Below are 26209 nucleotides of genomic sequence, written 5' to 3' on the forward strand. Positions count from 1 at the left end.
TATTTTGTATTGAAGCATGCGCTTTTTTTTAAGCGCATGAAAAGGCGACACGCTAAGCAAGAAGGTTAGAAGAGAATACATGTCAGAAATTAAGTGTAAGGTTGCAAGCATCACGCCTTTAACCGAAGTGGTTCAAAAAGTTGAATTAACGCCAGAAAGCCCTGTTGAGTTTAAGGCGGGTCAGTACGCCATGGTGGTAATGGGCGAAAAAGATATGCGTCCATTTTCTATTGCCAATGCCGCATTTGATAATAGCCGCATTGAATTACACATTGGCGCAGAGCCTGGCAACAGCTACGCTGGTGAAGTGCTAGAGCGCATGCGTGCGGATGGCGAAATTACTGTAAATGTGGGCAATGGCAATGCCTTTTTGCAAAGTAATGGCCTGCCTATGGTGCTTATTGCTGGTGGTACTGGCTTCTCATATACCTACTCTATTCTGCAAGAGCATCTTAACAGCGGCGACAAGACACCACTTACCCTTTATTGGGGTGGAAAACACGCGGCTGATTTGTATTTAGCTGACAAGCTAACTGAGCTCGCTGAAGCTAACGAACACTTCACTTTTGTGCCGGTTGTAGAGTTTGCATGCGACGAATGGAAAGGCAGAACGGGCTGGGTACACCATGCGGTAATGGCAGACCACGCTGACTTTGCCAATATTCAGGTTTACGTAGCAGGTCGCTTTGAAATGGCCAAAGTCGTACGCGATGATTTTACACAACGCGGCTTAAAAGTTGAGAACCTGTTTGGCGACGCGTTTGCGTTTATTTAAGCGCTAGCGTAAACCCATATTCTGAAAGCCGGCGAATGCCGGCTTTTTTGTTTTTTTAAAGTCATTTTTCATTCCCAACGTCTTACTCCGTTTTTCAATCGCGATGCCTTGCGATGACCAACCATTAAACACGTTTACTCTAATTGTAGCTTTGCCACGTATTCGTTATGGTGAAAAAATAAAAACAGGAGATAACAATGATAAAAAACCGACCCGCACTAGCTAGTATAAGTGCAAAAATAAGAACTGAATTAACGAAAGTACTGGCATCAGCTGTATTGGTAAGTAGCACAGCGTCATTCTCCGCTCACGCACAAAGCGAGCAGCAGCAAGCACTTTATGATATTGCCAAAAATGTTTCCGCTGAAAACATTGAAAAAGACATTACTACGCTGGTGAACTTTGGTACACGCCATACCCTTTCTGAAACCGAGTCCGATACTCGTGGTATTGGTGCTGCGCGACGTTGGATTAAATCTGAATTTGATAAAATTTCAGCCGAGTGTGGTGGCTGCTTAGAAGTGTACTACCAGTCGGAAGTCATCAGCGGAGAAAAACGTATTCCCGACCCAGTAGAAGTGGTTAGCGTTATCGCGATACAACGCGGTACCACCGATCCAGACCGTTACGTCATCATGTCAGGCGACATCGATTCACGGGTGTCTGATGTAATGGACTTCACCTCTGACTCACCAGGGGCAAACGACAACGCCTCTGGTGTTGCCGGTACCCTTGAAGCTGCGCGAGTACTATCCAAATACAAGTTTAACGGCAGTATCGTGTATGCTGCTTTATCTGGTGAAGAGCAAGGGCTTTTCGGCGGGCGTATTATGGCAAACCAAGCCAAGGAAGACGGCTGGCGAATTAAAGCCGTGCTCAATAATGACATGATAGGCAATATCGAAGGGGTTAACGGTGTGATTAACAACACCACCGCTCGCTTGTTTGCTGAAGGTACACGCGTAACCGAAACGGATAAGGAAGCACGCATGCGACGTTTCACCGGGGGTGAAGTTGACTCACCAAGCCGTAACCTTGCCCGTTACATCGATAAAATTGCCGATCAGTATATTGAGAATTTAGACACGATGGTGATTTATCGCTTGGACCGTTTTGGTCGTGGCGGCCATCACCGCCCGTTCAACGACTTGGGCTACCCGGGTATTCGTATTATGGAAACTAACGAAAACTACACCCGCCAGCATCAAGACCTTCGCGTAGAAGACGGTATTGCCTATGGTGACACCTTGGATGGCGTCGACTTTGATTACGCTGCCAAACTTACTGGCCTTAATGCTGTTTCACTTGCTGCAATGGCGTGGGCACCGAATCCACCTGCAAATGTAGAAATTGCCGGTGCAGTTCAACCTTCAACATTTTTAAAGTGGGATGCACTAGACGCGGAAGAGAACCCTCAACTTAAAGGGTACAAAGTATACTGGCGTCATACTGATGCTCCGCAATGGGAATACAGTAAATATGTGGGTAATGTCACCGAGGCCATGCTTGAGAACGTCGTTATCGACAACTACTTCTTTGGCGTAGCCAGCGTTAACAAGGACGGTGTTGAAAGCGTAGTGGTTTATCCAGGTCCTGCGGGAAGCTTTGGAGAATAAGCGTTTAAATTGAGCGTTTATGTTGAGCGCCTATATTGAGCGCGCTTATACGCATCCAATTACGCCCCCAATTACGCATGCAATCAAGTTCGTGACGTTAAGCTGGTAGTGAAACCGGCTTATCGTCGCGAATGACTTTACTTAATAAAAGCTAATATAAACGTGGACACTACACTCAATATATTGATGTCGCTTACATTTTGTTAATTTAAGCCAGTACGTGTTTATTGGAATTAAGCGACTAACTGCATTACAGTGTAGTAAATGTATGACGGCAGTTCGGAGTTCACCTTTGGTAAGATTCAGCGCGTTCTCGCTCTCTATTTTCACTCAACGTCTTTCTTTATTAGGCATAAGCCTAGCCCTTTGTTGTTTAAATATTTCGCAATTACATGCCGCCCCTACCAAATTAGGTGCAGCTTCCTTCGAGACCTACATAAGCGACGATGGGGAGCCTGCTCGAGTTAACACACTGCTCGAAAAGGTGTTTCAGAAGGCGGAGTTGGATATCCAACTTCAGGTTATGCGACAAGCTTTTTTGGGCAGTTCTGTACTGACAGGTAAGCTAGACGGTGAATTTGCCTACGTTAATTTGGGCGAGGATAGCAGCAACTATGTTCTATCCGATATCTACTTACCCATTTACCTTTACGCGGTAAGCAAAGAGGCGGACGTTGAGGCAATAAAGCTTTTTCCTCATTTAAAAGACAACCGGGTCGCTATTGAAAATCGCTTTGCGAATACGCCCTCATTCAGACTGCTGAAAGATATAAAGTGGTCACGCAACCCCACTACTTTTGATGCATTTCGCCAACTTGCCGACGATAGAGCGCCTTACTTAATTACCACCCAGCTGCTTGCGCGAGAGCTAAACATACTGCTGGCTAACGATAATGAAGAAACCCTGCACTTTTCAGCAAAACCTCTAGCAAAAACCGGATTTCAAATAGCTATCAGCAAAAATGTTGCTAACGCTGAAAGGATTGTTGCGCAATTCAATCAAGCTGTGTCGACAATGCAGAATTCGGGGGAATTAAATCAGCCACTTGAGTTAGCTTGGCTCACCAAAGATGTGAATGGCGATGGCGTTGCCGACTTTATCGGGCACAGCAACATAACTACCACGTCAGACTTGTTAAACACCGCCTATTCCCTTGACGGTAAACCTACATCTGAAGCCAGCGCGTTTTATATTGACGGGGATAGATATGCATCGCTTGAGGAAGCGCGTGCAGCCCTTCCCGATGCAGAAAGTTCGTCGCCCCGCGAGTCGCTGTTAGATAAAACCACCTACCAACAATTGCTTCGCCGCTGGTAGATGAATTTTGACTTCGGTGAACTTTGAAAGCAATGAGCGTTGAAAGGCATTAAATTAGGTAGAGAAACACGAAGTCGACTACGCGACTTCTACACTACAAAGCATACCTGTCGTTGCTTAAACTAAACGGCCTATTCAAAGATATGCGTCAGCCTTGTTAACGCTCTATCTTCGCGCTCTATCTTCGCAATTCTGCTGATCAAAGGTTGCAAAAAAGACGGGGAGTCGGCTGCGTTAGTGTGTCGTTTCTGGCAAGTACATTTCCAGAATAGTCAGCAATTCTTCGCCATCGACTGGCTTTGACACATAGTTGTTAAAGCCAGCTTTAAGTGCTTTAACGCGATCAGATGTATAGGCATAAGCGGTCAGTGCTACGGCATTAAGCTTTGCAATTTCTGGTATTTCACTGGCTCTTATTTTTAAAACTAAACCCAGCCCGTCCATTTCCGGCATACCAATATCCGATAGCAGAAGATCGAAGGCTTCTGGCATATCGTTAATTTCTTTCCATGCTAACAGGCCGTTCTTCACAACATTAACTCGCGCGCCGTTAGATTCTAGAAATAGCTTTATGAAATCACGGGCGTCTTGCTCATCTTCTGCGACTAAAATCCGTAAGCCGTTCAAACGCAAAGACTCAGTCAGGTCGCTAATTTCAGAGTTCTTAGTTTCAATAATGTCGTCGTGCAAATTAAGCGGCGCAATAGGCAGCGTTACGTAAAACGTTGTTCCTGTATTAGGTCCGTCGCTTTCAGCATAAATTTCACCACCGTGCATCTCTACTAAACTTTTCACAATAGACAGGCCCAAGCCCAACCCATGTTTGTTGTGCTCGTTTTTGCCCTGATAAAAACGTTCGAAAACATGAGATAGCTGCTCGCGCGTCATACCTTTGCCATTGTCTTTAACGCGGAAAAGGTAGTTCGAATGTTCTCTTCGACCTCTTACATGCACAGTACCGCCTTTCGACGTGAACTTAAGCGCATTGCTCAACAGGTTATTGATAACCTGTTTTATACGGAGATTGTCACCCAGAATTTGCGTGTGATCGTCTTCGCAATTTATCGATAGCTGAATATTCTTGCTCGCAAACCCAGCCTCGAAAGATTTGGCAACTTCAGATATAGAACCAGCAATATTAAGCGAATGGGTACTGAGCTTCATCGTGCCTGAAATAATACGAGATAAATCGAGAATGTCGTTGATCAGTGCTGCCTGAGTTGATGCCGCGCGCTTTATCACCCCAAGGGCATCAGTCATTCTGTCCACATTGCCGACATCCATAAGCGCTAAATCGGTCCACCCCACAATAGAGTTAAGTGGTGAACGTAGCTCGTGAGAAATGCTGGCAAGAAACTGATCTTTCGCTTTATCCAGCTCTTCTAATTTACTAATTTGCTTATCGAGCGACGCTTTTAAGCTTAGCGCGTAAGGTATAAACAGATGGTCAAAACCTTCAATGATTAGTTGATCATCTTCGGTCCACTCTACCGATTCATCAGCGACACTTTGCAAATACATATCAAACGAATTACGAGGGGTAAGAGACTTTCCAATATCTTTTCTGGCCGCATCGCGCCCCGCCCAACGTATGGTCTTGTCTTTCTGCTCTCTAAACCAAACCGTGTAGTAGCCCAGTTTTGAAGACACGCAGGAAATATACATGCCTCGAATGCCGTTTAGGTCGCCGCTATCTAAAATTTCATTTGTTAATCGGTTTATGGCAATGGACTGCTCAGAGCCGCTAATGGCAAATTTTTCGAGTAATTTTGCCAAGGTTTTCTCTGTGGGAGTCTTACCAACCAGATAGTTGCCCGTAGGGGTAACCACCGCCATACCGCACGAATCAGCAACATCCAGTAAGTCTCCTTCTTTCTGCGTGATGGCCTCAAGCGGGTTCGTGAATGAAGTAAGCTGATGAACAATATAGTTCAGCTTGCGTTGGCGAATTTGAAATTGCTCTTTCTTTTTATGCAGTGCTTTCGTGTGAAGCTGCCAGGCATAAAGGTGACCTAATGATTCGCAAACTAAACGTTTCTTCTGGTCGATGTAAGCAGGTTCACTGTTGTGGCATGCTAACAATCCCCACAGCTTACCCTCAAAAACAAGCGAAACTGAAAATGAAGAACGGATCCCCATATTTTTAAGGTAGGCAATGTGCATAGGCGAAACAGAGCGAACCATTGACATTGATAAATCCAATGGCGGACGTTCAGCCTCCTTAACCGAAGGCTTAAGGCCTATAACTTGCTCTTCTACATCGTAGACACAGCGCACTCGATTTTTTAGATACAGTTCACGGGCCTGACTAGGGATATCTGAAGCGGGAAACTTCAACCCTTTGAATGAGCGAGAATCTGCACTTGCGGCTTCACCAATCACTTCACCACAGTAGGTTTTGTCAAACTGATAAACCATGACCGAGTCGAAACCTATGTATTGCTTAAATACCTGAGCGATAGCATCGGCAACATCCCCTATGGAGTCGCGGTCATCGACATTGGGTAACAATGCGCGAATATCTACATCCATTGGCACCCATTGCTGCGCCGCCTCAAAGCTTAGTTGAGGGGTTGGCTCAAGCTCTATAACCAACAGGCCATTTGAATCGAAGGCAACACCACTGCCCTCTTTCTCCCAATCTTTGAGATGGAGCGCATTTTCAGCAAACTTCCACTGGTAGGCGTGGCGTACATTTCCGCCTTTTACAGCATCGTGAATAGTCTGGAATGTGCGCGCTTCAGGAGAGGGAATGTCAATCAGTTCAGTGATAAGTGTTTCACCGGGAACGACGTCTACGTTGAACATGTCATTGATGTTCTCGCTCACCACCTGAATTTTTTTGGTACTAGGGTTAATGGCTATGACATACCCAAAACTTTGTACGCTTTCAATCAAGTGGATAGCTTCATCTTCACAGTTTTGAAGCGTTGTAGGGGTATTGTCAATTGTTTGCATTACTTTGCGCCAAGTATCAAGAAAGCAAGCTTTCGTCGTGTGTTCCGTAGAGTAACCCACACGATAACAACTTATGGCTGAGAAAGCATGTTATATCGGAAAAGTAGATCTCAGGAAGAGAGGCGTTTCCCCTCCCTTCCTTGAGTTTGTTTGCGAGTAGTTTAGGCCTTAGACCGCAAATATTAAAACAAATAGCTAATGCCAACGGACGCGAGGTCAGTAGCATTATCATCTATGTCGTAACGTTCATACTCAATCGTTGCAACCCAATCATCGTGGATACGCCAGTTAGCGCCAATGCCATAGAACAAATCCGTGCCTTCATCATCAACGTCTTGAAGTAGGGCTGTATCCTCAAACACATCTAACGAATCGTAATTACCTTGCCAAAAATATAAGCCCACATGCGCATGTAAAAACCAGTCCTCATGACGTAAAAACTGATAGGCTACACTTAATGTATAGCCATCTACTGATGTTGGGCGAATACGCGATGTCTCGCTGAAAAAGCGAGATGGCTCGTTGGTCGTGGTTGAAAATGCTGCCGATACATCACCTAAATCGGTATAACCGACTTGAATAAAGCTGTTTTCGGTAATATTGGTACCTACTACCGCTTTCCACGCACTGCGGGTGTCATCAATATCTATGTCGAAGACATCAAAGCCTAGCTCTGCGGCTTCTTGTTGTACATCCCTTTCCTTGAAATCTCCTGATGCGCTCCCCCAACTCCCGCTTATGAAAAACTGTTTAGCCGTGCACTTTTCATATTCTTTAGAAAGTTTTGAGGCATCCTCTTCAGATAAGCATTGAGTTTTGCTAGCTAAAAAAGGGGAAGCATCCCTTTCTTTATTAGATTGCTGAGCCATGGCTGGAAATGAAAACATTGCTCCCATTGCAACAGCGCTAACAATCCCATACCTAAAAGTTCTATTCATCTTAGCTACGCTCACGCTTTTACTCCCTTTCTTTGCGCCGCTAATAAGCGGCGCAGTGTCATAACAAATACCAGTAACATCAGCAGCATAGCGTTCATGCTACCACCGCCTCCGCCAGAGTTTTCAATTCTAACGGTCACGGGTTGAACAGTAATGGTTAGTCTACCCTCGCTCGTTCCGCCCTGTGTATCTTCAATAATATAGGTGACTACAGCATTGCCCGTAAATGCAGCAGGCGGCGTAAAGGTCAATGTATCGTCAGGGTTAACAGATACGCTACCGATTGATGCCTGGGCACTTACAACACGAATACTATCGCCATCTTCGTCGAAGTCGTTGGCAAGCACGTTAACGGTTACAGATTGGTCAACGTCTATCGTTACAGTATCGTCTACAGCCTGTGGAGGATTGTTACCAATAATGGTTACCGTAATTACACCCAGGTCTGAACCTCCGTTTCCATCACTGATACCATAATTAACAATCACTTCGCCAATAAAGCCAAGTGGCGGTGTGTAGTCGATGGTATCGCCAATGATCTCAACAGTGCCAAAGGTCGTTGTCGCTGATGTAATGCGCAAGTCGTCACCGTCAGGGTCTGAATCATTGTTTAAGGCATCAATAGTTACAGACTCATCGACTATGATAGTCACGGCATCATCGGTCGCCACTGGCTGAGTATTGCCGTTGAACAATACGCTTACACCACCTGGGTCAACAATCGTACCGTTCACCAAACCGTCGTCATCATCAACGCCACCATCTAGTATTTCGAGCTGCACACACCAGTGCCCTTCGGTTAGCCCTTCGGTCCAATAGTCGCCGCCCGGCGGAGGACAGTAGCCCGGCTCACCTTGAACTGACCATAAACGGTTGTTTGCGTTTTCCGTAAACGTTACCCAACCGTTTTCAGGCGTAAACTTACGATAGACCGCATTCGCAGGAATTGGCTTAAGCTGCGGCATAACAATGTTCAGCGTTTGTCCGGCCTCAGGTAGACCATAGGCGATGAAATCGAAAATGCCGCCAATGTTTGTCGCTTCTGGGTCAGGGACAATGTCATCATCGCCCGCAATATCACCATCTATGATTTTCGCGCCACCGAGCTCGCTACTTACAGAGAAGTTACCTAAGCGCAAGCAAACACCTGGGTCGCCTTCTACCATGTAGCCGTCAACAAACGCCACTTCTTGCGGAAGCACATTACATTCAGGCGTTGGATCTAGGTAATCTAAAATACCGTCTCTATCGCTATCGGCAAGACCATCCACAACATCCGGTACACCGTCACCATCACTATCAAGTTCAGTAGGCGATGGTAGTGCATCCACTACTTGAATATACAAAGTATCCGAGTCTGTGAAGGCTGTGTCATCTGCGTCGGTGACCGTTGCACGGATTCGGTACACACCAATCTCTAGACCACTTGGGTCAAACGTAAAGGTGTCATTCACGTTATCGCTATCAGCAATATCTGTATCCAGTGATGTCCACACAAACTCGTACTCGTTGGTTGGGTCTGGGTGGTCAACTCGAGAGGTTACCAACACGTCAGAGCCTGTAGGAATAACCCGAATTCTTGACTCGCCGTCCTGCTCGGTAAACAGGTCAACATCTGGGTTCACGTTATCTTCACGGATAGTTATTTCGTGAATGTATTTGTTACCTATGTTCAACACATCTGAAAGCTCGATAATAATGGTTTCAGTCCCTTCAATATCCGCATCAGGGAAAACATTGAAGCTCACCGTTTTATCACTACCCGACTCCATCACAATGATGCCATCGACTAAGTCATGATCGCCGCTGTCTGCCGTACCGCTTACCGTAAATGGAATTTCTAGCGGATAAACCGGTGACGTGCCGTTTAAGTGAATACCAAATTCTACTTCGTGGCCTTCCAGTACAACTTGATCTTTAGTGATGGAAACAAGAGGACGTACGCGTACGGCCTGACTTGCCACAGAGGTTAAGCCGTCTTCGTCAGTCGCTTGCCAGTAAGCCGTATTATTACCCGGCTCATAGAAGATTAGCCCATCAACCAATGACACAGGCAATGGATTACCAAATTTATCGACCGCCGAGGCTACGCCAAGGTCAATTTTGGTAAATAGCGCATTGGCATCTACGAACACGTCTTCTGGCACTTCAATAACTGGGCGATCGGCCAAGTCATCTGGCATTACATCTACCAGTACCGATGCCTGAGCTACCTCGCCTTGAGGGTCGGTGATGGTGTAGTCAATCACTATTTCCCCAACAAAACCTTCAAGCGGCGTATAGGTTAGTGAATCGTCAGTCCAAGAAACGTCACCTAATTCAACACGGGCACCGATAATGCGTAATGTATCGCCATCAGCGTCAGAGTCATTGGCCATTACATCAATTGTAGCTGGGTTGTAGTTACCTAAAGTTATCGCATCATCACGGGCCACCGGCGCATCGTTCACGGGGGTCACGTTGATGGTTACGGTACCCACGTTAGAGGTTTCCTCCCCATCATTTGCAGTATAGGTGAAGCTTGTTGTGCCACTAAAGTCAGCTTCAGGCGCGTACAATACACTAGGTAAGCTACCTACAAGCTCTCCTTCTGGTGATGTTACCAGCTGATAAGTTAGCGCGTCGCCATCTGCGTCACTACCCTGTAGTCGAATTGGCAGTGTTGCATCTTCTTCCATTGTGAACGTTAAGTCCATTACCGTTGGCGCATCGTTAGTGTCGATTACCGTTACCGTGTAGGTCGCACACGCTTGCGCGCCCGACGGGTCAGCTACGCATACCGTAATGGTAGCAGTACCGTGGAAACCATCTGCAGGTGTAAATGTCACAACGCCATTGACGATTTCTAGGGTGCCGTTTGTGGCTTCGGCGCTAGCAATAGTTAACGTATCGCCGTCGATATCAGTGGCGTCATTTAACACATTGATGCTGAGCGGCGTGTCTTGGTTAGTAGATACTTCCGCACCTTCAAGAGTCGGAGCATCATTTACATTTTCAACCGTCACCGTAATTTGCGCAGTCGCTTCACCGCCATTCCCATCTGAAATGGTGTAGGTGATGATCGCAGTTCCAACAAAGTTAGGTAGCGGTGTGTAAACAATATTGCCTTCACTGCCGATGGTTACCGTGCCCGAATTAGCCGTTGCATCTGTGATGATTAACGTATCGCCGTCAATGTCAGCGTCATTGGCAAGTGCATTAACAATAACACTGCTGTCTTCACTTACATTAGCTTGGTCGTTATTTGCTACTGGTGCGTCGTTAATAGCAACGATAACTACGGTAACCGTTGCGGTATCAGTACCACTAAAGCCATCGCTAATAGTATAGGTAAATGTTGCCTCACCATTTACATTGGCAACAGGTGTGTAGGTAACGGTAGTGCCGTTATTGACCACCACACTTCCGTTGTCAGTACTTGCCATGGTTACTGTTAGTACATCGCCGTCGACGTCGCTATCGTTTGTTAGTACGGTTACTGTAACACTGCCATCTTCGGTAACACTTGCCGTGTCATCAACGGCAACAGGGGAATCGTTCACTGCAGTGACAGTTAGGGTTACCTGCGCTGTATCAGTGCCACCATGTCCATCTGAAACGGTGTATTCAATAGTGACCACCCCGTTATAGTTGGCAGGGGCTTGATAGCTTAACTCACCGCTTGGCAACAATATCACCGAGCCTGTAGACGCTGTTACTTCGGTAATGGTTAACGTATCGCCGTCTTCATCAGTATCGTTAGACAGCACATCCAAGGTTACCGACTTGTCTTCTTCAGACGTAAAGCTGTCATCATTTGCCACAGGAATATTGTTCTCAGCAACAGTTAGCACCAAGGTACCCGTTACCGTGCCGCCCATACCGTCTGACACGGTATAGGTAACCATCACTGTGCCTACGAAACCTTCAGGTGGCGTGTATGACACTAATCCATCGACAATATTTGCCGTTCCAAAATCAGCCGATACTGAGGTAAGCGTAAGCGCATCGCCATCTGCATCTGTGTCATTGGCCAGTACGTCAACCTCTACCGCTTCGTTAAGCTTAATAGCCAGCTGATCGTCTTGAACGTCAGGAAGCGTATTGCCATCAACAAATGTGCCTACTCCACCAACAAAGCTAACCGCTCCATTGGTTGTAGCGTCAGCATCGTAACTTCCGCCATCCGTTAGGGTCAGCTTCACGCACCAGCTACCTGCAACAAGGCCTTCTTGCCAAGTGTTACTATTAACGTTAGGGCAAAAGCCTGGCGCGCCTGGCGCTGAGTAAATTACTGCGTCGCCGTCTGCAATGACATCAAACCAACCTAGTTCAGCAGTCCAAGTGCGCACAAATGCGTCTTCTGGCACGGCATTTCGCTGTGGAATAACCACATCGAACTGTGCTTGATTAGACTGATTATTCACCACGTCGAAGTTAAACAGGCCACCTACATTGTTTGCTTCTGTGTCTGTTGGAATGCGGTTTGTCACAACGCTGTCATCAGCAAGTAGCAATACGCCAGCATTTGAAGTGCCACGAGTGTATTCACCCGCGCTTACACATGCACCAGCGTTTGTTTCAACAAGATATTGCGCGCTTTCACCTGCAATTTCTGGCGCAAGTGAACACAGCGCGATGCTGTCTAAGTAGTTAGGAACACCGTCTAAGTCGGCATCACCTGTGCCTTCGATATTATCTGGCAGGCCATCACCGTCAGTGTCAGCACCGGTCAGCTCAGGTAAGGTTTCTACCACCTCAATGTAAATTGTGCGTGAAGTAACAAGCACTGGATTTTCACTGTCTGCTACTAGTACTGTCACCGCATAAACACCTGGCGCTACTAAAGCAGGGTCGAATGTAAATACGCCATCATCATTTGAAACATTAGTAAGTTCATGTGCTGAATTACTCCAGTCGTAGATAAAATCGGCGGCCGGATTGGTGTGACTGATAGCCGTTAGGACGTCGACTAAGCCATCATTTTGGCCAACAGTTAACGTTGCAGTGTTAGCTTGCTCAACTGACAGCGCTACAACTGGGGCCACAGGCGTTTCTGCAATTGTGGTAGTCTGCGACGCTTTTTCTCCGGCATTTACATTTTCATTTAGCGTTACGATTACCGTTTCGCCGTCATCGATAACCGTGTCAGGGATAATATTGAATTTAACTGTGGCCTGTGTGCCACCTTCAATGGTGACAGTGCCAGAGATAAGGTCGTGATCGCTAGTATCTGCAGTACCTGAAACCGTGTAGCTCACTGTTACTGGGTAACTAGGTGCATTACCGCTTAGCAGTACATCAAAGCTTGCTGCGCCACCTTCGGTGACAACACCGTCATCGCTTAAAGACACTTGAGGGTTTACGCGGATAGTTTGACTAACCGTTGTCGTATTGCCTTCATCGTCAGTTGCCTGCCAGTAAACGGTATGTAGCCCTGGCGTAAAGCGGGTTTGACCGTTCAATAAGGTTACTGGTATTGGGTTACCACCTGCATCTACAGCTGTTGCATTACCAAGTGCAATTTCTGTTAGATATCCTGTGGCATCAAGTTCAATATCCGCTGGTGCTTCGACAACTGGGAAGGTTTGAGCAGTTTGCTCAGAGGCACTAACAGTAACTATTACACTTGCTTGCGATGTTGCGCCACTTGCATCGGTAATAGTATAAGTAATTTGAACATCGCCTTGCGTTCCAAGCGCAGGCGTATAGACAAGTATCCCATTTTCAACTTCGACACTGCCGCTATCCGCTGTTGCGCCAAGTATTGATAATGCATCGCCTTCAACGTCAAGGTCGTTGCTTAGTACGTCAATTTCTACAGCTGTGTCGTCTAATGTAGCAGCCGTATCCGCAACCGCCACAGGCGCATCGTTCACGGCCACCACATTCACTGTGATATTGGCGGTGTTCGAATCTTCTTGACCGTCGTTCGCTTTATAGCTGAACAGTACCGTACCGTTGTAATTTTCTGGGGTAACGTACAGCAAAGAAGGGGCTGAACCTAACACTTCACCTGTTGGCAACGTTACCAATTCAAACGTTAAAACGTCTTCGTCTGCGTCGGTGCCCATTAGCGTTATCGGAAGGCTATCTCCTTCTTGAATAGTGAATTCAAAATCTTCAACTACTGGACCTATGTTTGTATACACCACTGTAACGGTAATACGCGCACAAGCCTCTTCGCCCTCAGCATCTTGAATACAAACGTCGATGGTTACTTCGCCGGAATAATCCTCAGACGGCGTATAAACCAGTTTGCCGTCAACGATTTCAACCGTGCCGTCTGAAGATGTGGCGCTGACGATAGTATGCGTATCATCTGTATCTACATCTTCAACATTGGCGATAACATCGATGGTTAACGCTTCATTTTGGTTCGTTGCAGCAGTGAAATCAGCAAGTGTAGGTGCATCGTTAACAGCGGTAACCGTTACAACAAGCGTACCTGTAGCTGTTGCTCCATTGCCATCAGAAACCGTGTAGGTAATGGTTGCTGTACCATTGAAGTTCTCATCTGGTGTGTAGCTTACTTGGCCACCTTGAATAGCTACTGAACCTTCGTCAACGGTTACGTCTGAAATAGTCAGTACGTCTTCATCAATGTCAGAGTCATTCGCGAGTACGTCGACAGCAACAGAGCCATCTTCCTCGACTGTGGCCGTATCATCCACCGTTACCGGTGTATCATTAACCGGGTTAACGGTAACAGTAATCGTTGCTGTATCAGTGGCACCATTGCCATCGCTTACCGTGTATGACACTGTCGCTTCTCCATTAAAATCAGCATTAGGCGAGAAAGTAACCTGGCTATCTGCCGTGATCACTGCGCTACCCTGCGCTGACGAGGCGGCTGAGACTGAAAGCACATCTTCATCTATATCAGAGTCATTGGCGAGAACAGCTACCGTTACTGAAGCGTCCTCATCAACAACAGCGGTGTCATCCAAAGCGATAGGAGCATCGTTCACCCCTTCTACCGTAAAGCTAATGCTTGCAGTGGCGGTACCGCCATTTCCATCTGAAATAGTGTAGGTGGCCGTTGCCGCCCCATCAAAATCAGCAGGTGGTGTATAGGTCACACTGTTATTTGCATTAACTGTAATAGTCCCCTCAGATGCGCTAGCAGATGTTACGCTCAATTCATCATTGTCAACATCTGTGTCATTGTCTAATACAGCAAGCGTAGTGCTTGAGTCTTCGGTAACTCTTCCGGCGTCATCATTAGCTACTGGAGCGTCGTTAACAGGCGCAACCGTAACGGTGACTGTGGATGATGCGCTACCACCAGCGCCATCAGATACACTGTAAGTTATCGTGGCTGTACCGTTGAAGTCGGCACTTGGCGTAAAGCTAAGCGTATTATCGCCGGTAATGGTTGCAGTGCCTTGGCTACTGCTTGCAGCCGACAGCTGCAACGTGTCTCCGTCAATATCACTGTCGTTTGAAAGCGCATTAATAATTACCGTTTCGTCTTCCTGTACACTCGCCGTATCTGCCACAGCCACCGGATTGTCATTTACTGGGTTTACCGTAATTGACACTGTTGCTGAATCAGAGCCGCTGTTTCCATCAGAAACGGTATACGTCACTGTTGCAGCACCGTTATAGTCGGCATCCGGCGTATACAAAAGATTACCATCGCTATTAATGGTCGCCGTACCAGTACTAGCATTAACAGCAGTTAACTCAAGGGTATCGTTGTCTACATCTGTATCGTTAGCAATAACGTTAACCACAACGCTGCTGTCTTCATCAACGCTAGCTGTATCATTATTCGCAACGGGGGCATCGTTAACGTTTACAACCGTCACTGCCACCGTTGAATTAGCGCTGCCGCCAGCACCATCTTCGATGGTGTAAGTAATAGTGGCGCTGCCGTTGAAGTCAGCGTCTGGCGTGTAGTTCACCTGGTTACCTACAACCTGCACACTACCTGTTGTCACAGAGGCGCTCGCCACACTTAAGCTGTCGCCGTCAACATCGGTATCATTAGCAAGTACATTAATGCTAACCGACTCGTCTTCATTGACACTTGCGGTATCTGGATTAGCGATTGGGTTGTCGTTAACCGCTGCAATAGCTACAGACACCGACGCATTGTCACTGCCGCCGTTACCGTCTGTTACCGTATAGGCTACTGTGGCACTGCCGTTGTAATCTGCCGCAGGCGTAAACACCACATTGCCATCGCCATTAACTACTGCACTACCATTGGTTGCCGATACACTTGATACGCTTAATGCATCGTTATCAATGTCGGTGTCGTTAGCCAATACATTAATAACTACCGCTGTGTCTTCGTTCGTGCTGGCCGTGTCGTCGCTTGCCACTGGTGCATCGTTGACGTTAGTAACATTAATAGTCACCGTACCTGATGCCGTACCACCTGCACCGTCACTAATGGTATAAGTTACGGTTGTTGCGCCATTAAAGTCGGCCGTAGGTGTAAAGGTAATATTGTTTCCGCTAAAGGTTACTGAACCATTTGGCGATGTTGCATTGGTGATCGACAACGCATCGCCATCTACGTCAGTATCGTTAGTCAAAACATCAATAATTACGCTGCTGTCTTCGTTCACCGTCCCTGAATCAGGGTTAGCTATTGGCGCGTCATTTACTGCATTAACCGTTACCGATACAGAAGCTGAATCGGTTCCGCCATTTCCATCAGAAACCGTGTAATTAAGTGTAACAGGGCCATTGAAATCGGCCGGTGGCGTATAAAGAACATCGCCATTTGAATTTACGGAGGCCGCACCAGCGCTTGCCGACACCGCAGTAACACTTAGGGCATCGCCATCTACGTCACTGTCGTTAGCTAACACATCAATAATTACGTCATTATCTTCGTTAGTATTCGCACTGTCGTTTGTGGCAACCGGTGCATCGTTATCTGCTTGCACGTCTACCGTTAGATTCGCGCTATCACTGTTCCCATTTCCATCAGAAATGGTATAGGTCACAAGTGCTGGACCGTTAAAGTCTTGTGCAGGCGTGAAGGTGATGTTGCTTCCCGCAAACGAAACCGCACCGTTGCTAGAATTAGCTGCTGTGATAGACAGTGAATCGCCATCCACATCGGAATCATTTGCCAAGACATTTACTACCACTTGTGTGTCTTCAGTGGTATTGGCTGAGTCGGCCTGTGCTACAGGCGCATCTTGAACATTGCTTACCGTAAATGTTGCTGTGGCGGTGTCGCTACCGCCTGCGCTATCGGTAAGGGTGTATTGCACGGTTTCGGTGCCGAAGAAATCAGCTGCCGGCGTATAAATCAAGTTCGCGCCATCTGTAGTTACCGTACCGCCGTTACTTGGCGTAGCTACAGAGGTAATGATGATACTTTGACCGCTGTCTGCATCGCTATCATTGCTACGGGCCGCTAACGTATTGCTGGTTGTATCTTCATCTACCGTAAAGCTATCGTCATTCGCAGCGGGTACACGGTTGAGCAAGGTTACCGTCACGTCGTTAGCATTTAATGACTGAGGCTGAGCTGCCCCATCAACGTAGCTAAGCGCAGAAGAAATGGTTAAATCCTGGGTAGCCGCACTAGGCACTAGCGCGCTGGTGTCTAGCTCAACGCTAAACACATAGGTTTCAGTGTCACCATCATTATCGCTATTTACAATACTGCCTAAATCAAGCGTTAGCGTATTGTTAGACACACTAATATTGCCGTTCACATTAACTGCTGTGCCGCTAGCAGCACTGTTAATACTTGCTGGATTGACACCTGAAGAAAGGCCAGTATTAAAGGTACGAGCAAGTTCCCCCGCCCCTGCGAGCAATGAAACATTAGCAGGTAAGGTAACGCTTAAGCTTAAATCGTCTGTTGTCCCCTTAGGTACAGTAACAGTTTGTGTAAGGGTTAGTGTTTCGCCCTGGACAAAGTTGTTACCAGATGTACCACCATCACTGGTATCGGTAAGGGCAAAGGTTGGCGCAGATACGGTTTGCGCTTGTGAAGTAACCGGAATAAGCAGAGCATTCTCGCCATCAGAAGCGTTACTGTCGTTGTCGCTTAACTGGTTGGCACCGAGGTTGTCACCGCTAAACAACGCTTGAACTGAAAATACGGTGTTGTCAGCTGCATTAGCATCTAGCGTTAGCACCACAGACGCGGTTACCGTTTCACTTGGGGCAATTCCGCCCACGTTTACGTCAAATGGCGTTTCGCTTACTACAACACCTTGGCTAGTAACAGCTGTATTAGCTACTACGCTTAAGCCTGCATTAACCGGCTGAGTAAACGAAACGTTTTCTGCAATCGCTGAACCTTGATTGGTTGCCACGGTGTAAATGCGTACGCTGTCACCTGGATCAACAACCCCATCACCGTCTACATCGTTAACAAGTTCATAGTATTGAATAATCTCTAGTTCTGGCGTGCCTGCGCCCGTTGATGCACTGAAGGTAAGTGGCTGGAAGCCATCACTATCTGCACGGTTATTGTCGGCATAGACAGTATCAGTTTCATCGCTGGTAGCTTCACCTTGTAGCGAGAAGCTCTCGTTTGCGGCATTGCCGTTGAAATCAACCAGCGGTGAGTCGATGGTAACTTCAAGAGAAACCGTTTCGCTGGCGCCAGCCGCTAGCGTGATAAAATCTGCGCTCAATGAGCTACCAATTACACTAACCGTATGCCCACCGCTTACCGTCGCCGAATTAGCAACGTAAGTAAGACCTGTGGGAATAGCGTCGCTTAGGGCAATGTTTGATAGCGCTTGGCTACCTGTATTTTCAAGTAAATACGTAATGGTTAGCGTATCGTTAGGGCTAATGACATCATTGGTGTCAGCATCGGTTGATAAACTTACTAGCTGAGTAATATCTAAATCTGCTGTGTTTGCAGGTGTGCCCACTCTGAAAGTGTTTGCCTGGTCGCCGTTTACATCGTTACCATCAGCATCAGTTGGCTCTGCTACTGTGTCAGATGAATCTACGCTACCTTGTAGCGAGACTAACGTGTTGTTAGCCACATTGGCATCAACAAGCAACTCGAATGTAATGGTTTCAGATTCACCAAAAGCCATATCGCCAACATTTACCGTAATGCCAGCACTATCATCAAGGGTGCCTTTCGTGGTTGTCGCGGACCCTGCTACATAGTTTGTATTCGCAGGAATCCCATGAGTAAATACAACGTCAGTGGCTGTGGCACTATCGCTTTCATTAGTTAGCGTTGAAGTGACTAATACGGTATCACCAGCATCAATGAAACCATTACCATTGACATCATCAGATAGCACAACTGATTGGGTTGCACCGATGAATGCGGCGATATCACCTGTTACGTTAATTGAATCGGCAAAGCTGTAGTCTCGCTCGTCAGCAGTGTCGCCGCTCATTGAGCTATATGCACCATTGGTCAACCCAATAGATAGCGCGTTACCCACATCAGCATCACTATCGACGGTGAACTGAAGGGTTACTTGTTTGCTGCCATCTACCAACGTAATACTGCCCATATCTACAACAAGTAGCGTAGGCGTCGTATCATCTATCGTACCTTGCCCCATGAAGCTATTTGCTACATAAGTTAGACCGCTAGGAACTGAAACGTTAAACGTGGTCTCAAACGCGTCAGCAAAACTAGAGGTGTGGCCTAGGTCGATAGTTAAGGTAAAGGTATCCTCCAACGATACAGAGGTTTTATCGAGCGTCATTGTTGAGTCTAGATTTGGCTCAACGATATCGATCTCGAGAGTAGATGGACCTGCGCTTTCGCCGCCGCCTGATGCATTCACGCTGTTTGTAAGTGTTGTACCTTGCGCGTTGCCTACTTCGTTTTCTACAACACCGGTAAAGGTAACAGTTATGTAATCATTGGTGCTATCGCCATCAGCGGTATTACTCACAGTGCCAAAATCAACCGTGACATCGTTGCCTGAAACACTAGCCGTTGCCGCGCCGTCATAGCTGATTTGCGCCGGACTGTTAATACTAATACTGTCAAAGCGAATGTCCGCTGGCAGCGTATTTACAACAGAAACCCCGCTAATTGTGCCTTCCACTAAATCGATACGCGCATCTATAGAAACCGACTCACCCACTGCGAAATCGTTATCGCTATGTGTAGCATTAAGTGTAGATTGAATAGCCAGTGTGTTATCCACCGTTACATTACTACTAGCTGTTTCACGATAGTTATTTAGCGCAGTGTCATCATCGTCGTCTGTACCATCGGCGCCACTACGTCCGTTTAGCCCACTGCCGTCCAACTGACTGTTATAGGTTGCTTCAACTGCATTAGTTAGCGTCTCACCAGCGCTTGCTTCGTTGGCCATTACGACGCTGTATTCGACGGTAACGCTTGCAAGAGCTGGCAGGTCGAATGCTGCAACCGACAGCGTATCGCCAGTGTTGGTCGTAGTTGTCTCACTCACATCACTCACGGTCAGTGCTGTGTTTGTGCCGGTTAGTACTGCATCGTCACTCGGGTTGGTTAGCGTTATCGCAGAGAAGGTAACACCAGAGCCGCTGCCGTCAGGCCCACCCAATAACTCAGCAGGCATTACATCTTCAAAGGTCACTGCATACGCAGTTGCTGTATTCCCCGTGTTGGTTACCACGGTACGGTACGTTACCGTATCGCCACTATCACTTGCTGTTGCACCTGCAATGATGGTTTGCGTAATAGATAAATTGGGTTCGATAACATCCACGTCAACATTCGCAGAAGGTGCTGGCGTGCTTACGTCTTGGTAGCTAAGTGAACCAGTACTAGTTAGCGTTGTTCCAGCTTGGTTACTTAAGATATTGGCGACTTCAACAGGCACAGCGATGGTAACTTGTTGAGACGTTGAAGCGCTGTTGGTGATGGTACCAAAATCTAATACTACTGGGTCGGTTCCCTGAGCCGGAGTGGTATTAGGTATATTAGTGCTGGTGAAATCTGACACTGGCGTTGTAATAGTGATGGCGTCGCCGGTATACGTTAAGCCAGAAGGAAGATCTAACGTATAAACAAAGTTGTCTGTCGTGCCGGTTGGAATAGAGAAACTTGCGGTTAAATCAACCACAGTTCCAATAGCAGCATCGGCTGCAGTAGTCGTTAACGTAAGCGTGGGCGCATTGGCGGTCACTGATGCCATAGCAGAATCAGCGATATCGTTAACGTTTTGGCCTGAGTCGTTATTCGCGCCGCTACCAGTACGTTCACCGGTATCTGAACCGGCTGCGCCTGGCGTCGCATTTCCAGTACCTGATGCGCCTGGCAAAGACGTTGCTGAGGTTGAAACGGTATTGGTTACGGTTTCTTCAAAAGCAATATCAAAATTGACCTGAGCAGTGTACACAACGGTGACGCTTTCGCCCGCTTCCAGGTAATCAATGTCGCTAACCGCGCAGCTATCAGACTCAACCGTTAGCTCGTTGCCGCTGATGCTTGCACAGGCTGCTACATCAATGCCTGCCCCTCTTGAATGCGTCGCGCTTACCAAGCTAACCGTATTAAATCGTGCAGGTACGTTATCGTTGATGTACCAATCGTAAGCGCGAGAAACTCGAGAGCCCGCAGTATTTGTTAACGTGACGGTGAATGTTACTTCGCTTCCACCATCAACGGTTGACGGCGATGCTGCCTTTGTTGCTGTTAAATTAGGCTCTGCAATTCGAATATTCTGCGTCGCACTGTTGCTCTGGTTAGCACTGCTTTCATTTAAATAGTTTACTTCACCTGTTACCGTTTTATTGTTTGTACGGTTATTGTTACTGGTGTTTAAGGTAAGCACATCAAGTGTAACGGTGATACTTTCATCACCTGCATCGTCGTCATTATTTGTAACATCACCCAAATCGAAGATAACAGACTGACCACTAACAACCGGGGTAATAGTTGTATCTGACGCAGTAATTGACACGCCGTTTGCAGTCGTAAAGCCCGTATCAAATGTTCCGCGAATTTTTGCGGTGCCCGCTTGATAGGCCATTCCAGCAGGCAGAATAACTTCGATAATGTCCTGATTAGCAGTTTCTAGCGTCTGTCCCTCTGGTACGACAGTTGTAAACGCGTAGGTAAGCACTTCCCCTATAGCCGATTCACGAGTACCTGAATCACTCGTAAAAGTTTCTGAAGAAGCTATCAACGTAATATTGTCAGCTGAAATTGCTCTTGTGGCCGTGGTACCTGTGCTACTGGACTGAGAGTCACGCTCAACGGCTTGATCGCCTGTTTGGCTATCACCTGTAGCTTGCGCGGTAATATCAAAAGAGGAACCAGTCTGTGCACCTGCTTTTACTTCAGCAGTATAAGTGAACTGCACGCTATCACCAGCGGCAAGCTCCGTACCTGAATAGGTTACTCTGTCTGGTGAAGTTTGAAGTGCATACGTAAAACCAGTTGGGGTTGTTCCTGCGTTTACATTTGTGAAAATATCAGTATTAACATTGCTGACCACTTCAACATCATAAGCGGTAGCTGTACCTGTATTTTCAACATCAATAGTTACGGTTACCGTATCACCTGCTTCTACGCCAGAGCTAGGCGCCACGCTTGTTGTTGCACTTAACACATGTTCAGCAAACTGATTAGTTGACGTAGCTGAAGCGTTGTTGGTGGTATTGTTGGTTCCCGCATTTACCTGCAGCTGCTTGCTTTGCGTTGACGTTGTAGCGGCATTTTGCGCGATATCTTGCACCAAGGCTTCAAGCGTGATTGAAAATGTATTATCGCTTGGATCGTTATCATTATTAGTGGTTGTACTGCCGTTAAACACGGCTCTAACCGTTTGCCCACTAGCGACAGTGCCAGACGATGTCACGGTTGGGCTGGCACTGACCGTTCCATCAAACCCAGTAGAGTCTACTGTTAACGTATTGCTGTATTCAAAGCCAGCAGGAAGCGTCATATCTACCGTTAAGTCATTCGTTGTACCCTCTGGCAAAGTCACGTCTACCCGATACTGTACGGTATCACCTACCACAACATTCCCCGTGGGACTTACTATTGTTGAAGCAATAGCAATATCTGAAACGGTGACAAATGCGTCATCTGACTGCGGATCAAAGGTCGCAGCCTGCCCCTGTGCAGAAGCCCAATCAATCGTCGCTTCAGACGTGATGACATCGTTAGGCTCTGCAGTTTGTGCAATATCTTGTGTGAAAGTAAGCACGTAAACCTCACCCGCGGCGAGGTTCTGTATGCTGTAAGTACCATCTGCTAGTGAGCCGCTGCCCAAGGCTACACCATTCCCATCGACTGTTGCAGATACAAGGCTCTGCGAAGCCACGCCAGAAACGATAGGAACACTGGCGGTGGTGTCAAATGATGTGGCGCCACCTTCGTTAGTTACTGTTAAGGTGTACTGAACGGTATCACCGGCATCTACGTTTCCTGCAGAAGTAGCAAGTGAAACGGTCAATTCTGGAGCACGAACAAGAATTTTAGCTGACTTAAGATCGGCAGTGATTGCATCAGGCGTATTGGTCGAAGTACCTTGGAATAAGTTCGCCAATTCCAACCCATCAGCATAGGGCTTATCGGTTACCTCAACGGTAAAATCAACTTCTAGTACTTCAGCTTGGGTTGTTGAGATACTGCCCCAATCTAATGTTACGCTGTTTTCAGCGGATGATACCGTGATTGTAGGTGTGAGGGTTGTTACGGTATTCTCAGCGGTATAAGAGAAGCTGGTGTTGCTCGCAATATTTGAATTTGTATCGACAGTCGTTTCTGGGATTAAGAAAACGGGCAAAGGAAGAAAATCTACAAATACAATGTCGTTAGTATCGCCAGAAGGAATATCCATGCGCAAACGATAGATAACGCTTTCACCCGGTGCGTACTGTAATAGTTGTGTGGTTGTATCGCCGTTACCGTCAACAAGAAATTTAGAGGTACGAATACCTTCAATAGAGACCGAAGCACTTGAGCCTTCCAAGCAGCTCGACGCACCACTTGCTACGTTATATTGTGCGCTTTGAGAAAACGACAGTGAATCGTTAGCAACGACAGGGGCATTACTATCAACCCCTGTGTAACCACCAACGTAATTTTGCTGAATATCTACGGTGTAAGAAACCGTCAAAACGCTTCCCCCCGGAAGCGTGCCTGTTGCGTTAGTAACGTTGTAAGTGATGGCCTCATTTTGACTGGCATCAGTACTTGAAGCAGGCCTCGTTATGTTAAACGTACTTCCACCATAGTTAACCGTGATATCAGATGAAAAATCGACGCCATCGGCTATGGTGTCGTTAAGAATTAAAGAGTCTACCGATACGTAATCAGAAATTTGGATTGAGTTAGTAACGGTAAGTGTGTTGCCGGGACTTGACTCTCCTGTATTTACACCTTGCTGTATTGCAACATGCTTTGCCGTAACCGTGTCACTGCTAGAAACCTGGGTAAGCCCATTGCCGTTAAAACTCGCATTAAAGTCAAGCGGATGCACAATACTTGACGCACTGCACTGCTGCGCATTCAGGACATTAATAAAATGCATGGGGTAGCTCACGCGCACATCATTTGCACTGCTTGTTCCCGTAGCAGAAGCACACGAAACATCTAAAATGCCACCGGGGTTTGACGTAGAGGGTTGACTATTTATAGAGCACCCAGTTCCACCAGTTATCGTAGCTTGATTGCTATACTGAACACCGTTGTCTAAAACATCTGTGAACTGTAAGCTGTCTATCGTAGGGCCATTTGCAACATCTAACGTATGTGTAACGGTTGCTGAAAAACTTGGGCCCGCAGCAAGCTCGTTTTCCGCAGCAGAGCTTTGCGTAGTTACTTGGTAGAGGGCTGCCTCAACCGACGCACTTTGCGTTGTTCCCACTATTGGGCCGTTATCACCTGTTGCTGTGTCACCAAATTCATAAACAGGCGTTACCTCGATAGCAAACGCTTCCGCTGGCGTTGCATTGCTGTCTATAGTGAAACAAACATTTGTAGTTAGATCAGGGCCATTGGTTACAACCGAGCCCACTGGGATATCTACCGTTGAAAAACTGAACCCTTCAGTGCCCGCAACGGTTTGCGCAATGATAGGATCTTCGAGCTCATTGTTGTTCGCAACGGTGTCAAACGTGCCTACATTAACCGTAGCGCTGTTACTTCCTATAAACGTCGCACCGTTAAATGTTAAGTCAGCATCATGAATAACGCGAAGATAAGGGCCATACCCTGTTGTACCTGAGTTAATTAACGGTATGTCGTAACAAAATGACTCCCCTATAAACGCGCTTTGCGGCGGTGAGTTTGTGATGACAGGGGTTGCTGCTTGCGCGCTTTGCAATGCGCCTAAGAGCAATGAAGTACCGATGATGGCTTTGGACAATGTGCGGATCATGCCTTTCCTTTCATTCGTTTTTTTCTTTTTAAAACAGTTAGCTATCGGGTTCAGTTGTAATCACTTCATGCTTGTTTTCATCGAACTCAACGTAAAAAACCATTGAATACATTCAAATGATAAAACCTGAAAACTAGTACAAGATTTAACTTCTCGCCAGATAGAAAGCAGTAACTATTAATAAACAAAAACTAATATCTCTTTATTTTATATAGAGTTACTGAGCAAAGCAGACCATAACGCGTTGAAAAGTGTAAAGACAGTAGACATAAGGATAAGACAACAAGGATAGGGGTAAACCCCTATAGCAATTACTAAACCCCCAAATTTAGTTAGCTGTATGAATCATTAGATTTATTATCGAGCGATATTATTTAAAACCCACACCTTCATATTGGTATAAAAATCAATACTCACGTATTGAACCACATCTCAGAGTTAAGCTTTATAATTAACCAAGAGGTCAAAAATCCATGTTTTGAGTAAACTCAGTTCCTATTAAAGGCCGTGCTCCCTCATCACGAACAAAACATAAAGATGGAAAGAAAACAAACCTCCATCAGACGTTATCACTTAGCACTCTTTTGGATTTGAAACGTTTTTTTACTCAAATACATCAAGCATTCGTTGCGTTATTTTGGGTCATCCTAAATTCGGGTAATTAGCTCCTCGCCATTAAATTTTTCTTATTTTTATTCTCTTTCTATTGATCTTGATCAAACTAATAACTAAACTTTCAGTAATTTCTGAAACTTCTGGAAGGTAAAAATGAAAATGACGCCTTTAATTACATCTGCGGTAATGCACTTTGGCGAAATGGGAAGTCGTTGGGGTTTCAACAGAACAGTTGGGCAAATTCTTGCGCTTATTGTTTTAAACGAAGAGCCCATTTCGGCGCAGGAAATTGCAGATGCGCTCAACATATCCAGAGGCAATACCAGCATGGGTTTAAAAGAGCTTCAGTCATGGCGCTTAGTTAAACAGCATCTTGTTCCTGGTGAGAGAAAAGAGTTTTTTATTCCGGCTGGCGATATTTGGACATTGGCCAATAGAGTATTCGAAGAACGAAGAAAGCGCGAGATAGACCCAACCATGAGTCTACTGCGTGATTTGTTGCTTGACGCACCTGCCAATGAAAAAGAGGCAAATGCACAACATAAACTGAACGAAATTCACGATTTACTCGAATCAATTACGGCATGGTCTGAAGAGCTTCAAAATCTTGGGCCTGAAAAGTTAAACACGTTGATGAAGTTGGGTTCTGGCGTGGGCCGTATGCTTGAGCTTAAGGACAAGCTACTTCCGGGGAAAAACAGCGTTAACTAAGG

Annotated in this window: 7 protein-coding genes; 4 read left to right on the forward strand and 3 right to left on the reverse strand. The window is 46.5% G+C overall.

Annotation, left to right across the window (positions count from 1 at the left end; translation table 11 throughout):
• Positions 1-79 precede the first annotated feature (79 nt).
• The 3 genes from fre to WA381_RS10370 all read left to right on the forward strand — a co-directional run bounded on the left by fre (position 80) and on the right by WA381_RS10370 (position 3709).
• Positions 80-775, forward strand: coding sequence for an NAD(P)H-flavin reductase (fre, locus tag WA381_RS10360; RefSeq protein WP_049586742.1), 696 nt, complete (start codon positions 80-82; stop codon positions 773-775).
• 197 nt (positions 776-972) lie between these two features.
• On the forward strand, positions 973-2391 hold the full coding sequence (locus WA381_RS10365) for a M28 family metallopeptidase (RefSeq protein ID WP_101566059.1): 1419 nt from the start codon (positions 973-975) through the stop codon (positions 2389-2391).
• A 292-nt stretch (positions 2392-2683) separates the two neighbouring features.
• Positions 2684-3709: a substrate-binding periplasmic protein gene (locus tag WA381_RS10370; protein WP_156087375.1), complete on the forward strand. Its 1026-nt coding sequence runs from the start codon at positions 2684-2686 to the stop codon at positions 3707-3709.
• Between the two features lie 234 nt (positions 3710-3943).
• Here WA381_RS10370 and WA381_RS10375 read toward each other — a convergent pair whose 3' ends face one another.
• From WA381_RS10375 to WA381_RS10385, 3 genes are all read right to left on the reverse strand, one after another.
• Positions 3944-6667 (reverse strand): ATP-binding protein, encoded by a 2724-nt coding sequence (locus WA381_RS10375; RefSeq protein ID WP_075177826.1) that lies wholly within the window; start codon positions 6665-6667, stop codon positions 3944-3946.
• A gap of 182 nt (positions 6668-6849) precedes the next feature.
• Positions 6850-7620, reverse strand: a complete 771-nt coding sequence (locus tag WA381_RS10380; protein WP_156086989.1) for an outer membrane beta-barrel protein — start codon at positions 7618-7620, stop codon at positions 6850-6852.
• A complete protein-coding gene (locus tag WA381_RS10385) occupies positions 7617-24881 on the reverse strand; it encodes a tandem-95 repeat protein (RefSeq protein ID WP_156086990.1) in 17265 nt (5754 codons plus the stop codon). Before WA381_RS10385 ends, WA381_RS10380 begins: the two co-directional genes overlap by 4 nt.
• A 768-nt stretch (positions 24882-25649) precedes the next feature.
• Between WA381_RS10385 and WA381_RS10390 the strand changes: the two genes are divergently transcribed.
• Complete coding sequence (locus WA381_RS10390; RefSeq protein WP_014999724.1) at positions 25650-26207, forward strand: GbsR/MarR family transcriptional regulator; 558 nt, start codon at positions 25650-25652, stop codon at positions 26205-26207.
• The last annotated feature ends 2 nt before the right edge of the window (positions 26208-26209 follow it).

This window comes from Alteromonas sp. CH_MED4-4 (genome assembly GCF_037029575.1).
GTDB lineage: Bacteria > Pseudomonadota > Gammaproteobacteria > Enterobacterales > Alteromonadaceae > Alteromonas > Alteromonas macleodii.

Bases quoted from the DNA above. Each gene is read 5' to 3' on its own strand.
- fre (WP_049586742.1), top strand. From the start codon at position 80: ATGTCAGAAATTAAGTGTAAGGTTGCAAGCATCACGCCTTTAACCGAA.
- WA381_RS10365 (WP_101566059.1), top strand. From the start codon at position 973: ATGATAAAAAACCGACCCGCACTAGCTAGTATAAGTGCAAAAATAAGA.
- WA381_RS10375 (WP_075177826.1), bottom strand. From the start codon at position 6,667: ATGCAAACAATTGACAATACCCCTACAACGCTTCAAAACTGTGAAGAT.
- WA381_RS10385 (WP_156086990.1), bottom strand. From the start codon at position 24,881: ATGATCCGCACATTGTCCAAAGCCATCATCGGTACTTCATTGCTCTTA.
- WA381_RS10390 (WP_014999724.1), top strand. From the start codon at position 25,650: ATGAAAATGACGCCTTTAATTACATCTGCGGTAATGCACTTTGGCGAA.